Source organism: Mucilaginibacter psychrotolerans, from assembly GCF_004519315.1.
Lineage (GTDB): Bacteria > Bacteroidota > Bacteroidia > Sphingobacteriales > Sphingobacteriaceae > Mucilaginibacter > Mucilaginibacter psychrotolerans.
Genome location: NZ_SOZE01000026.1, coordinates 19,409 through 32,505, shown reverse-complemented (window position 1 = coordinate 32,505; position 13,097 = coordinate 19,409). Strand labels below are relative to the sequence as shown.

General features: G+C 47.3%; 11 protein-coding genes. 3 read left to right on the top strand and 8 right to left on the bottom strand.

Translation table 11 applies throughout. The annotated features are described in order from the left end of the window. Positions 1-138 precede the first annotated feature (138 nt). Positions 139-2,208, bottom strand: a complete 2,070-nt coding sequence (locus E2R66_RS20800; RefSeq protein ID WP_133234355.1) for a prolyl oligopeptidase family serine peptidase — start codon at positions 2,206-2,208, stop codon at positions 139-141. A 145-nt stretch (positions 2,209-2,353) separates the two neighbouring features. Here E2R66_RS20800 and E2R66_RS20795 point away from each other — a divergent pair, with 145 nt between their 5' ends. Beyond that, the gene (locus E2R66_RS20795) at positions 2,354-2,932 is read left to right on the top strand and encodes a hypothetical protein (protein WP_133234353.1); all 579 of its coding nucleotides are present in this window, start codon (positions 2,354-2,356) and stop codon (positions 2,930-2,932) included. A 226-nt stretch (positions 2,933-3,158) separates the two neighbouring features. Here the strand turns inward: E2R66_RS20795 and E2R66_RS20790 are convergent, their stop codons facing one another. The 6 genes from E2R66_RS20790 to E2R66_RS20765 all read right to left on the bottom strand — a co-directional run bounded on the left by E2R66_RS20790 (position 3,159) and on the right by E2R66_RS20765 (position 9,150). Continuing rightward, positions 3,159-4,442, bottom strand: coding sequence for an MFS transporter (locus E2R66_RS20790; protein WP_133234351.1), 1,284 nt, complete (start codon positions 4,440-4,442; stop codon positions 3,159-3,161). 5 nt (positions 4,443-4,447) lie between these two features. Beyond that, positions 4,448-4,672, bottom strand: a complete 225-nt coding sequence (locus E2R66_RS20785; RefSeq protein WP_133234349.1) for a hypothetical protein — start codon at positions 4,670-4,672, stop codon at positions 4,448-4,450. A 124-nt stretch (positions 4,673-4,796) separates the two neighbouring features. After that, entirely contained in the window at positions 4,797-5,387 is a 591-nt protein-coding gene (locus tag E2R66_RS20780; RefSeq protein WP_133234347.1) for a TetR/AcrR family transcriptional regulator, read from the bottom strand. Positions 5,388-6,246: 859 nt separating this feature from the next. Further along, positions 6,247-7,305 carry a glycosyltransferase family 4 protein gene (locus E2R66_RS20775; protein ID WP_133234345.1) on the bottom strand — a complete coding sequence of 353 codons (1,059 nt, stop codon included), beginning with the start codon at positions 7,303-7,305 and terminating at the stop codon, positions 6,247-6,249. Next, positions 7,302-8,270: a glycosyltransferase family 9 protein gene (locus tag E2R66_RS20770; RefSeq protein ID WP_133234343.1), complete on the bottom strand. Its 969-nt coding sequence runs from the start codon at positions 8,268-8,270 to the stop codon at positions 7,302-7,304. Before E2R66_RS20770 ends, E2R66_RS20775 begins: the two co-directional genes overlap by 4 nt. Position 8,271: 1 nt before the next feature. After that, positions 8,272-9,150: a glycosyltransferase family 2 protein gene (locus tag E2R66_RS20765; RefSeq protein ID WP_133234341.1), complete on the bottom strand. Its 879-nt coding sequence runs from the start codon at positions 9,148-9,150 to the stop codon at positions 8,272-8,274. A 61-nt stretch (positions 9,151-9,211) separates the two neighbouring features. Here E2R66_RS20765 and meaB point away from each other — a divergent pair, with 61 nt between their 5' ends. After that, positions 9,212-10,105, top strand: coding sequence for a methylmalonyl Co-A mutase-associated GTPase MeaB (meaB, locus tag E2R66_RS20760; protein WP_133234339.1), 894 nt, complete (start codon positions 9,212-9,214; stop codon positions 10,103-10,105). A 91-nt stretch (positions 10,106-10,196) separates the two neighbouring features. On the opposite strand, the gene E2R66_RS20755 is transcribed toward meaB, so the two are convergent. Further along, positions 10,197-11,486, bottom strand: coding sequence for an aminopeptidase P family protein (locus E2R66_RS20755; protein ID WP_133234337.1), 1,290 nt, complete (start codon positions 11,484-11,486; stop codon positions 10,197-10,199). Between the two features lie 148 nt (positions 11,487-11,634). On the opposite strand from E2R66_RS20755, the gene E2R66_RS20750 reads away from it, so the two are divergent. Further along, positions 11,635-13,059, top strand: coding sequence for an OmpA family protein (locus E2R66_RS20750; protein WP_133234335.1), 1,425 nt, complete (start codon positions 11,635-11,637; stop codon positions 13,057-13,059). The last annotated feature ends 38 nt before the right edge of the window (positions 13,060-13,097 follow it).

The window sequence follows — 13,097 nt, the reverse complement described above, 5'->3', positions numbered from 1 at the left end:
CAGTTTGCAAATCAAAATTCGTCATCTTGAACTTGTTTCAAGACCCCATCAGAAGAGTAGCCACTGTGCTAACTCACATTGCAAGCCGGCCACTTTTCTGATGGGATACCGAAATAAATTCGGCAGGACGTGCGTTTCTTACATCCCCAACTGGTTCATCACATACTCAAAAATAAACGTCCAGTTATCTATGGATTGCTGGGTGCTTTGGCCGCTGCCGTGGCCGCTATCGAAATCCATGTGGAGGATGATGGGACTTACCTGGCCGGGGTTGTTTTGCAGGGCAGCTACGAATTTTTTGGCGTTCATAGGGTCAACCCGTGTATCGTTGGCGCCGGCGGTTACCAGCATAGGTGGTACGTTTACGCCCGCGCGGATGTTATGGTAAGGCGAGTAACGCAGCAACCATTGAAACTGCTCCGCATTCTCGGCTGCGCCGTATTCGGGTATCCAGTAACGGGCTATCAGGAATTTATGGTAGCGCAGCATATCCAGCAGGGGCACTTCGCAAACGATGGCTTTGAACAGGTCGGGCCGTTGGGTTGCGGCTGCGCCCATCAGCAGGCCACCGTTGCTGCCACCAAGGGCCACAATTTTGGTGGTGTTGGTGTATTTCTCGCGCACGAGCCACTCGGCGCAAGCGTAAAAATCGTCGAAGCTGTTTTGTTTTTTGGCCAGCATGCCGTCCAGGTGCCATTGCTCGCCAAACTCGTCGCCACCGCGGATGCCCGGCTCTACAACGATACCGCCCGCGTTTACGAAAGGTGCATAAAAGCCATAGTATCGCGGTTTTATACCCGACTGAAAACCGCCATAAGCGGTGAGTAAAACCGGGTTGTTGCCATCGAGCTTAATGTCCTTGCGGTGTATTACGAATGCCGACACGCGGCTGCCATCTTTACCCGTGTAAAATTTTATCTCGCCTACAATGTTGCTCATATCTACCGGCAGGTGCCTTTGGTAAAACAAACGCCATTTGTAGTCGGCGGGTGATGCGACGTAGGTTTTTGGGGTAGAAGTAAAAGTAACCAGCGATATATAAACCGAATCCAGGTCGCGGTCGTAACTTACGCTGCCTATGCTGCCTTGCTCGGGCAGGGGCATGGCGCGCAGCTTTTTGCCGTTAAGGTCGTAAATGGTGAGGCGGCTCACCAGGTCGTGCTTGTCCTGTACAATGATGCTGTTCTTGGTGAAAACGCAGTTCTCTATCACGGTTTTGCCTTCGGGGATAAGGGTTTTCCAGTATTTGTAGTCGGGCTTTGCTTTATCGGCCACCATCAGGCGGTAGTTGGGCGCGTTATCGTTGGTGAGCATGTACAGCTTATCGCCAATGGCTTCTGGGTAGGCAGAGAATTTCTTGCTGCTGTAAATCAGGCGGCCATCTTTCAGGCTGCCGGTAGGGCGTATCTTGAGGCTGTTGGAGTAGAAGTCGCCATCTCCGCTAAAGGTAACATCGCTGTAGCGGTTATCGTAAATAAAGTAGTTGTCCTTAGCATCTTTGGTGGTACCTATAAACACGGCTTTATCTATCGGGTCGCCAATTTTCAGCAGGTAGGTTTTAAGGGGCGCCTGCTTGTCTACGTCTTCCTGGCTGCGCAGGGTAATGTAGGCGTGCTGCTGGTCTTTGGTCCATTGGAAACCGAATACGTTGTTCAGCGGCGGGTGTATTTGCTTGCCGGTGCGGGTATCAATAAAGTAAACAGTGTTTACCTCGGCACCGCTTTTTTGCGCACTGATGGCCGCACGTTCGCCATCGTAAGTATAATTGATGCCGCTGGTTGATGTTTTCCCGGTGCTATCAAGTACTACAGGATCCCATATCAAAATCTTTTTGCCGTTGAGGATGGTGTAGGTGCGGCCTTGCTTATCCCCCTTCAGCTTAACGGTTTGGAAAACGCGTTTGCCCACGTTGTTCAGCGGGCCTTCGTAATCCATATTGAGGTAGGCAGCAATCTTCTCCTTTAAGTCGGGGTGCACCTTTTGGGTTTTCGCCAGGTAGTCTACGCCGTAATCGTGCTGTTTTTTGGTCCAATCGATAACCTGGGCATCTTTTTTATCTTCCAGCCAGCGGTAGTTATCGGTAAGGATAACGTTGTGCAGGGTATCGGTAACGGGTATAGCGTTTGTTTTTGGCGGATCGAATTTTTGCTGTGCGTTTGCGGCCATAGCGGCAGATATAGTAAGGGTGAGGATAAGTATTTTTTTCATTGTGCGGCGATAGAGGTTATGAAACGTGAATATAAGGGTTTTTAAACACAATGGGCGCAAAGATTTGCAAACGGATTGGCACAAAGAGCGCGCAAAGAGTTTAAAATTTACGACATGCTTGGCAGGCAGAAACGTAACTTAGGGCGTGAAAACAACCAAAACCATTATCACTTGTATTATTCTATTGATGGGGCTGCTACAGGGGCCGTTCATCTATTATTATTGTAGCGGCTTCCGGGCGATGTTATTCCTGCCTCCGTACATGGCGGTGGGGTTTGCCTTATCCGTTTATCTTGTCATCAAACTTCGGCACAAAGAATCAAATACGCCATTCATCAGAGTTGGTTGCTTTGTAGGTATAGGTTTGGGCATAGCAGCATTGCTTAGCGAAGATTTAATCGAATATCTCGACTGGAAATTAAGAAGGGGTACGAGAAACGAAATAGTGGAGCAGGTAAAAAAGGGAAGCCTTGAAGGAGGGCGTTTATCGGCTCGGTATTTTCCGCCAATCTCAAACGGTAATAATTACCTTGGTGTAGAAAAATCAGACGATAAAACTGTGTCTGTTGAGTTTTTGATTAACGCCGGATACCTCGACCATTACTCTGCATTTCTGTATACCAACGATCCCGATAAAATAAAAGAAATAGAAGAACGGATTGCCGCTGGTAAAAGCGAAGGCTACAATAAATTGGATACGAATTGGTACCGGGTGAATTACTGAAAAAAGCCCCAAGACAAACTAAGTCGAATGTACCACCGCCGCAGGGTCCTTTTTCAAAGAGTCCCTGCGGAGACGTAAAATAAACTCTCCCGTCATTCTGAACTTGTTTCAGAACCCCACACGGCAGGTAGGCGGGATGCAAAGCGGTTAAGCATCGTGGTTACTCTTATGATGGGGTACCGAAACAAGTTCGGCATGACGGATGATTTATATACTTCCTACTTAACTACATCCCCTCGCTCAGCACCGCTTCCGCCTCTGGCATCACTACATTTTTGCTTGCCATCTTTTTCTTGGTCAGTTTATCCACGCGCAGCATGCCTAAGATGCTCAATACCGATATCACTACGATGACGTAGCCCACTACGTCGTAGTGCACCAGCGGGCTGTAATTTGTTTTTTTGGTTACGATCATTCCGGCCACCACGGCTGCTATGCCGCCGGCAATTTGCTGCAATGAGGAATTGATGCTCATGAACGCGCCGCGGTCGGCCATATCGGGGATGGCGCTGGTGAGTGCGCTGGATGGTACCATGCGGCTCATTACGCCCATCATCATCAGCACGTTCAGTATCATTACCAGCCAAAGCGGGGTAGGACCAAGGTTGGTGTACACTACACACATGATCATGGTCCATACCGATGCTGCCATGAAGATCTTAAACTTGTCTATCCTGTCGCTCAACTTACCCACAACGGGCATAATTACCAGTGTGCTAAGGCCAGATACCATGAACAGTTTGAACAAATCCGCATTGGGTATCTTCAGGTTATTCACTGCAAAGGCGGTACCGAAGGGCATCATCATGAAGCCGCCGATAGATAGCAGGGCCGTAGCCGCAAAGCCTACCTGGTAATCGCGCTTGGCGGCGGTATGCCACAAGTGCAACAGGGCCGATTTATCTTTCTGAATGGCCAGGTGCGCCGTTATCGGTTTTAGGTATATGGCAATGGCTGTAACTGCGGCCGTGCCTATGGCCGCCACCATCCAGAAGGGTGCCTCCCAGCGAAACAGGTTGGCCAGGTATAGGGCGATAGGTATGCCTAAAACCTGACTGGCACCAAAGCCCATCTGTATAAAACCCATTACGCGGCCGCGTTGCTGCAGACTGAAGATATCGGTAATAATGGCCATAGAAACCGAGCCGATAACCCCGCCGAACAGCCCGGTGATGATGCGCGCAGCTACCAAGGCCACATAGGAATGCGCCATGCCGCAAAATACGGTGCCTACGATGAAACCACAATAAAAGAATAGCAGGAGTTTCTTACGGTCGAACCTATCGGCAAAGCCTGCGGTGAGTAAGCCTGATATGCCCGCGCTGAACGCGTATGCCGATACCGCTATGCCGAAGGCCCGCGGCTGTAGGCTTAACGATTTCATCAGCATATCGCCGAGTGGGCTCATCACCATAAAATCCAGTATCACGGTAAACTGGGTGATGGCTAAAACAAATATCACGAATTTTTGGTAGCCTGTAAAAGGCACCGGGGGCTGTTGTGCTTGCATGGTTGCTATAGTAATTCACAGCAATTATAGCCGTGTTGGGTTATCAGTTCTATGATTTGCGCGTGCCGCAGGGTGCGCGATATCACCCGCAGCACGCAGTCTTCATCCTCAATATCTACGCTCCATTTTTCCAGGCCGGGCGTATTGCCCAGCATGGCGCATACCGAAGCCTTATCCGCCTCGCTGCTGATATTGGTTTTAAAGAGCAGTATGTGGTAAAAATCTTCCATTGTATTCAGTTTATGTTTTAACTATCGTCTCGCTCACAATTGGACAACGATGCTCTTTTCTTTTTTCCTCCCGCTTACCCCTGTTGACGATTGATGCCGCAAAACGTTGTATCAGCCTGCCGAATTATTTTTTAAGGGCTTTCACAACCAGTCTAAAAGTTTCCCATAGCACGTCGTCGGTAAGTTTAAAGGGTTTGCCATCCAAACTTTTACCTTCATTATCGAATCGGATGAGGGCATAAAGGGGCGAAAACGCTACCGACCAGTAGGTTTCAAAAGAAACCAATTCTATCTCGCCCCGCGCTATTACGTTGTGCATGAATTTGCCCATTAGCTGCTTGAATTCTGTAAGGAAACCGGCAAGAAACTTCTCCTGGTAGCTCGAACTCCGCAATTGATCAAAAAACATATTCAGTAGGGGGTGTTCTTTCATAAACCGGTAACGGTTTTTCCACTGTACACGCAGGCCGTCCTCAAAAGAAGCGTCCGGGTCGAAATCCCGGATAAGCGCATCGCTGAATAGCTTGCCGCTTTCTGATGCGATGTTGATAATGAGATCGTCGCGGTCTTTATAATAAATATAAAGCGTAGCCACAGAGATGCCGCAGGCCTTGGCCAACTTGTTCATACTGAAGCCCTCGAGTCCGCCCGTTACGATGAGCGCAATGGCTTTTTCCTTAACCAGTTGTTCTTTGTTGTTGTCTCTTATGCGCATATATTATGGTTCGCAACAAATATAAATGAATGTTCATTTATTTATCAAGTAAAAAGATGTGTTTTATGAAAAATTAAAGTAACAATAGAGTGATTATGCCTGTTGCCAGGAATTAGGAAAAACAGGCGTAGCAGTTACGGCTTGGCGGAGTAGGAATTGTTTGCTGTTTCGGTACCTTGCGGATGCTGCTTTTATTTTTTTTAGCCTTCGGTTAAGATAACTTTGGCTGAGCAACAAAAGGGTAAAGCCGGATAAGATTTCTATAACAGGCCTCAAACTGGCGGGTGCATCTTTATTGGTGAAGCGTTGCTTTCCTATTTGCGAAGCAACCTTGTCGCTAGCCGGTTGGCCAATGATATTTAAAACGGATAACAGAAGGATGAGGACGATTAAAATACGAATAACCATTTTGTTTTGTTACCGCACGCTGCTGCTAAGCAATCTATTATTGCGATAAGGTCTAGGGGCGCAATAAAGATAGGCCACCGATTCCGAAAAAAAAATACGTAGTAATACCTGTTTTCACCCTAAATTTAGGGTGAAAACACGGTATGAAATGCAAGAAATTATATTATTTAGAAATTTACTTGCCATGGCGCGAGCATGCATTAAACCGTTCCCCCCCGGTAATCCAAGGCATTTTAGCCATATATTTTGGTGCATAAATGCATTATTCAACATGATGAATTGGTTGTTTGCTGAAGCATTTCTGTTTGCTGTCCGGCTAATTCTTGTTCAGGCACCTGGTGCCACTACCGTTACCCGCTCGCCGGACGATGCGCTTCGATACCGGGTTTCTTGAGATAGTGGGGCCTTTAGATAATAATTACCAGGCAGGCTCGGGTCTGATGACAGGAGGTTACCTACCCGCCAAACATTCGGTATATAGGGCGAGATATTGTTTCGCGGTATAGTCCCAATTGTATTTGGCGGCATGGGCTATGGCTTTTTCGGCGCCGTTGTTTTGGTGGAAGTGCTGCATGCCTTTGTTAAAAACCTTTCGCATTGCTTCTGCCCGGAAGCTATCGAAATAATAGGCTGCATCGCCGGCAACTTCGGGCAAGGAAGTGTAATTGGAGCAAAATACCGGCTTGCCAAAATGCATGGCTTCTATCACGGGCAGGCCAAAACCTTCGGCTATCGAGGGGAACACAAAGGCTTCGCAATTGCTGTAATACCAGGCTTTATCGGCCTCGCTTACCGGGCCGGTAATGGTTACCCTATCTGCGCAGCCGTGCTTTATTGCCTCGGCCATAATCTCCGCTTCGTATGGTGTTTTAATGCCTGCTATTACAAGTTCCCTATCGTTTCCGGCAAGCAAGGCGGGCAGCACAGCAAAATTCTTTTTTGCTGATACGATACCGATGGCGAACAAAAACGGCTTATTGGGAACGTACGCCGGGCTATGACCAGGCGTTACCTGTAGTTTATCTGCCCCGTTGTATATCACGCTTAGTTTATCTTTAATCTTCGGGAAATACTTCAGCACATCGTTGGCAGCAAATTGCGATATGGCTACCACCCTATCGCAATGGCGGATGTGGCTGCTCAGCTTCTTTAAGTAATAGGCTTCGGCTTTGCTGCCCGGCGCTTCGTGCACGGGGTTAATATCGTGTATGGTCAGTATTTTTTTGCCGCCAACTTTTGCCGGAGCCAATCTTGGTAGCTGATCGGTAAAGTGGAAAAGCTCGATTTTATGGGTATTGAAATAAAACAGCTTGTGGTATTTGCGCAGGCGTATTATGGGCACATTATCAGCATCGAACTCGGTAGTTTTGGGGTGCAGGAAAAAGTTCAGGTCGAACTTATCGGCATTCTTCCGCAACAGCGCCCGCCCCAGGCTCTTCCCAAAATGGAACAGCCCGGTATTGGGGTACCGCATAGAGTCAAAAGCCACTAATACTTTCGGCCTGCTCATATCCACCGGCTGATTTTAGCGGCAACCGCATCTACTGTAATATATTCCAAACCCGCCCCTGCGCTTTCCAGGTATTCGGCCTGTTTGCCTAAAGGGCCCCAGCGTTGGGCTTTCATGGGCCTAACGCCCGGGTACAGGCCCATGGCGCGCACGCCGCTGGCTGCAGCGATATGCAAAGGCCCGGTGCTTGCGGCTATCAAGCCATCTGCTGCGGCTATAAAGGCAATCAGTTCATCGAGAGTCATCTGCCCGGTTACATCGTTAACGTTTGCGGGCAGGGTTTTAATCCACGGCGCAAGCAGGGCTTGCTCTTTATCAGAACCGGTGATGAAGATGTTGAATTGATCTGCATCCAATGCTTCGGCCAGTGCTTTGAATTTATCCAGCCCCCATTCCATAGCGCTGCCGTGTGATTTGGGGTGCAGTATCAGGTTTAATTTATCTTTTGCCAGCAAGTTTTGCAAGCGGGTGGGTAAGGCGATAGTTGGGGTAAAATTGTTAAGGCTGATAATTTGCGCCAGCGTTGGAACTTGAGTGAACCCGAGCGGTCTTAAAAGCGACAGGTTCAATTGCGCCTCGTGCAGGTTAGATTTTTTGCGGCTAAGCCTTACCAGCTTATTGCAGGTATGCCAATGGAAGATCCGGTTGGTCGTCCCAATCCGCATGCCTATTCCTGCTTGTTTAGCCAATGCGGCCACATGCTTGTTTGGGAATACATGGATAATAGCATCGATGTGCTTATCGCGCAAAAAAGCTTGTTGTTCTTTATCGGTCAGCTGCAAAAGCGCCGTATAATCTATAAACTCATCAACAAAAGTGTTGCATCTGATAACCGGCCCCGTATAAGCACGCCCAAGGAAAGAAACTTTTGCCTGCGGGTACAACTCCTTTAAGTAGGCGGCCATGGGCAGGGTGAGTATTACATCGCCAATGGCATCGGTACGGCTGATGAGCAGGTACTTCAATTTATTTTACGATTTTATAGTTTCGATACTCGCCTATGCGCCAGCCAAACACATTTTCTATCCATTGCAGTACCCGGCGGCGGGTATCCATGCCTTTGCGCAGTTGTTTTTTGTCGAAATTGATATCCCAGCGCGTGGCAGCAATGCGTTTTTGCATTACTGCAGGGTGCGTGCCTTCGAACTTAAGCAACCTGTCGGCGTTAGAATAATCAAACTCGAAGGTTTCGGGCACGTTCTGCTCCAGCCAGTTGTCGTCGTGGTAAAAGCGGTTAAAGTTGCGCACCTTATTATTGAGCCCCTTAGGTGGTTTTGCCCAGCCGTAGTGGTAAATATAGGCATCTATCAGTTTCACGTTCAGCTTGCGCCCCTCCAGCCGGAAGCCTTGCGCATCGCGGTAAGACTGTACGCCCGGGTTGTGTCGCAGAATGCGTATTTCGCGGCGGTACCACCTGCGCGATTGGCCGTAATAATCATACGAACCATAAAAGTGCAGGTATTTAAAAAGTAGTCCCTCTATGCTTTTATCATTGAGGCAGGCCTCCATTTCCTTTTTAATGGTGGGAAGGTATTTTTCGTGCACGCATTCGTCGCCTTGTATGTAAAAGGCCCAGTCGGCATCGGGTGCTATGGCTTTGTAGGCAATATCGGTTTGGTCGGCAAATACTTTGCCGCCGTTGCGTTCGCTGGTATCCCAAACGGTGTCGATTACTTTTATCTTGGCCGAATTGATGGCCGCTATCAGTTCTCCGGTGCCGTCGTCGCTATCGCCCAGGGCTACGATGAATTCATCGCACAGGGGCAACGCCGACGTAATGCCCTCTACAATGGGGTAATCATTCTTTACGGCATTGCGGATAAATGTAAACCCGGAAACTTTCATCGGCGCAAATATAAGCTGTTTAATTAAATCTATTTTTGTTGCTTTACAGCTAAGGCTTAACATGGCAAAAGCAATTGAACATAGCGCTCCAATCAGTATCGATTTCCGCAAGGTTGCGCGCCAGCTTACCGTGGTTGAAAATAACCTGCCGGGTGCTGGTGACTTGCTGAAATCCCTGCACTACGCCAGTGTGCCGGTTACCGGCATTACCGGCCCGCCGGGCGCAGGCAAAAGTACGCTGGTGAACGCCATCATTAGCAAACTGCTGGGTAAAGGCAAAAAAGTAGCTGTTTTGGCTATCGACCCTTCATCGCCTTTCAACTTCGGTTCGCTGCTGGGCGATAGAATACGCATGGCCCCTCATTTTAATCACCCGGATGTTTTTATCCGCTCGCTGGCTACGCGCGGCTCGCTTGGGGGCCTCTCCGCAAAAACTATCGAAATGACGGATGTGCTGCGGGCGGCCGGCTTCGACCATATCATTGTAGAAACTGTAGGGGTAGGCCAATCTGAAGTAGAGATTGCAGGCCTTGCCGATACAACCTTTGTAGTGTTGGTGCCCGAAGCGGGCGACGAGATACAGAACATCAAAGCAGGCCTGATGGAGATTGCCGATGCCTTTATCATCAACAAAGCAGATCGCGACGGCGCCGACCTCTTCATCAACAACCTCAAAAAAATCATCCATCAAAAGGAAGGCGAGGCTATACCCATCATACGCGCAGTTGCTACGAAGGATGAAGGAATAGACGCCATAGCTGGCCTGATAAACTCAGGTACCAACATAACAAACGCCCGCCGCGAATTATTACTGACCCAAAAAGCCTACAACCTTATCCAGCAAAACCGAATGGCCGGGGTAGACAAAAAAAAGCTCCAACAAGATATTGCCGAAGCTTTGAAAGTGGAAGGGTTTAACCTGTATACTTTTGTTGAGAAAGGTTACAAGGGTTAAAAAGGTTGGAGAAGTTAGAAAGGTTAAAAATCAACTAAGTTTCACAACTCCAACCATTCTAACTTTTTTAACCTTTCTAACCTTTTTTAACTTAAGAATTCATTATCTCTTCAATATGCTCCGCCTCTACCGGTATGTCGGCCATCAGGTCTATATTACCACCTTTAGTAATGAGGATGTTGTTCTCTAACCTTACGCCCAGGCCCTCTGCCGGGATATAGATACCAGGCTCGCAGGTAAGTATATTGCCCACCTCGAAAGGTTTGTAGCGGCTGGCATAATCGTGCACATCCAACCCTAAATGGTGCGATGTGCCGTGCATAAAGTACTTTTTGTATAATGGTGCTTTAGGGTCCTGCTTGGCTACGTCATGCTTATCCAACAAGCCAAGGCCTATCAGTTCGCTTTCCATTACCTTGCCTACTTCATCGTGGTACTCGTTCCAAATGGTGCCTTCAACAAGCATGGCGGTGGCGGCTTTCATTACGCGTAACACGGCATTGTACACATCGCGCTGGCGTTTGCTAAAGCGGCCATTAATGGGTATAGAGCGCGTCATATCGGCGTTGTAGTTGGCGTATTCGGCACCAAAATCAAGCAATATTACGTCGCCATCTTTACAAGGCTGGTTGTTTTCTACGTAGTGCAGCACATTGGCGTTATTGCCCGATGCTATGATAGGGTTGTATGCATGCCCGGTTGCACGCTGGCGCACAAATTCGTGGATAATCTCGGCCTCTATCTCGTACTCGGTAACGCCGGGTTTGGTAAACTTGAGTACTCTTATGAAAGCATCGCGGGTAATGCCGCAGGCTTTGGCGGTAAGCTCTATTTCAATGTCTGATTTTACTACACGCAAGTCGCGCAGTATGGGTGCCGAGCGTTCGTAACGGTGCAGCGGATATTTTAAACGCAACGCTTCGTACATCCGCAAATCGCGATAAGGCACGGTGTGCACGTAGCGGTCGTTCTCGTTGGTATTGATATAAATGCTTTCGGCATAGTTAATAATACTGTGCAAAACCGAATCATAATCCTGCAGCCATAGCACCGTTTGAATGCCCGATGTGGCGCGCGCCTCTTCCTTGGTGTATTTGTGTCCTTCCCAAATGGCAATGTGTTCGCTGGTTTGTCTTAAAAACAGTACTTCTTTGTATAACGGATTAGGACAATCCGGAAACAAAACCAAAATACTTTGCTCCTGATCTATACCCGAGAGGTAAAAAAAATCGGGATTTTGTTTAAACAGGAAGCTCTGATCTCCACTACGCGGATATTCGTCAGTTGAGTGGAAAATAGCTATAGCGTTGGGCTTTAGTCGCGAAACGAAACTTTTTCTATTTATTGTAAATAGCCGCTCATTTACAGGTATATATTTCATTATTTTAAAATGTTTATTTTAATAAAAACAATTTATTTTTATTATTTGTAGTAGTAATTGTGAATTTTGGAACAAAGTTTGGTAATCGTTTCAAACATAATTACTAATTTTGAAAAAAATCACAATTAAATCGTTTAATCTTAAAACTATGAATTATTCTACATTAAAGAAAACAGCTGCATTATCAGTTGCTGCTTTGTTGACTGCTGGGATGGTGAGTGCGCAAACCACTACCACTACCACGTCGGCAGACTCAACTATGTCATCTGGAACAACCACCGCCAAGGTATTTGGTGGCAGGGGACAGTACAAAACCTTTAGCATCGGCGTTAACGCTGGCGTTACTTCGCCATTTTTGGCGATTGGCGGCACCAACGAGTGGACCAATGCCGACGTTTCTTTAGGCTACGGCTTATCTTTCAGGTCTCAATTGGCTCATTCTTTCGGCTTGCAGTTAGATTTGCATGGCGGTAAAGTACGTGCGCACAACGAAGATGCAGCAGGTAACCCAACTGCGTTTGGTAACAGGGCCGGTTATTCAACCAAATTCTACTCTGCTACTTTAAGCGGTGTGGTTAACGTTGCTACTATCGATTATATCCGTCGTAAAAACGCTATCAACTTCTTCATTACCGCTGGTGGTGGTTTATCTTTCTACCAACCAAGCGTTGCTACTTCATTAGCTGATTACAATTCAGGCACCTACCAGTTTTACCGTTCGGATGCTAACGGAAACCCTACTTCGATAGGTATTCCTGATGCAACCAACAAAAAACGTACCGTTAAAGAATTGGTTATCCCAATTGGCGTAGGCGTTAAATTCAAACTTACTGATGCGGTTGCCCTTAACTTAGGTTACACCATGAACTTCTTGGATGGTAACAATTTCGATGCTTCTTACTCAGCAGCAAAACCACAAGCCCGTGATAAATACTCTTACGGTTACGGTGGTTTAGAGTTCACTTTAGGTGGCAAAGGCAAACCAAACTTAGACTGGGTTAACCCTGTAGCTATGATGTACGATGAGTTGTACGACGAGACCTTACGTCAGGAAGTTGCTGCTTTGAAAGTACGTGTAACTAACGTTGAAAACGCTGTTAACGACCTGAAGAAAGATTCTGATGGTGACGGTGTATCTGATCAGTTCGACAAATGCCCTAACACTCCTGCTGGTAGCGTAGTTGATGGTTCTGGTTGCGTTCTCGTAATAAACCCGATTCCTCCTATTCCTGTACCAGATCCCGTTATTCCTTACAGCAATATCCAGTTTGAATTTGATAGCTCAGTATTACGTACATCTTCATACCCGGTGTTAGATGCTACTTCTGCTGACCTGCGTGCAAAAGGTGCAACTGTACAGATAAACGGTTACGCTTCATCTGAAGGTACTCCTGCTCACAACATGTCATTATCACGTGATCGTGCTAACTCTGTAAAAACTTACTTAGTTAACTCTGGTGTTGCTGCTTCTAACGTAAAAGTAAAAGCTTACGGCGAAACCAACCCAATTGCTGATAACAGCACTGAAGAAGGCCGCGTGCAGAACCGTCGTGTGTCTTTCATCAAAAAATAATATTCCTTTAGCATAATATTATTAAGCGAAAGCTCCGG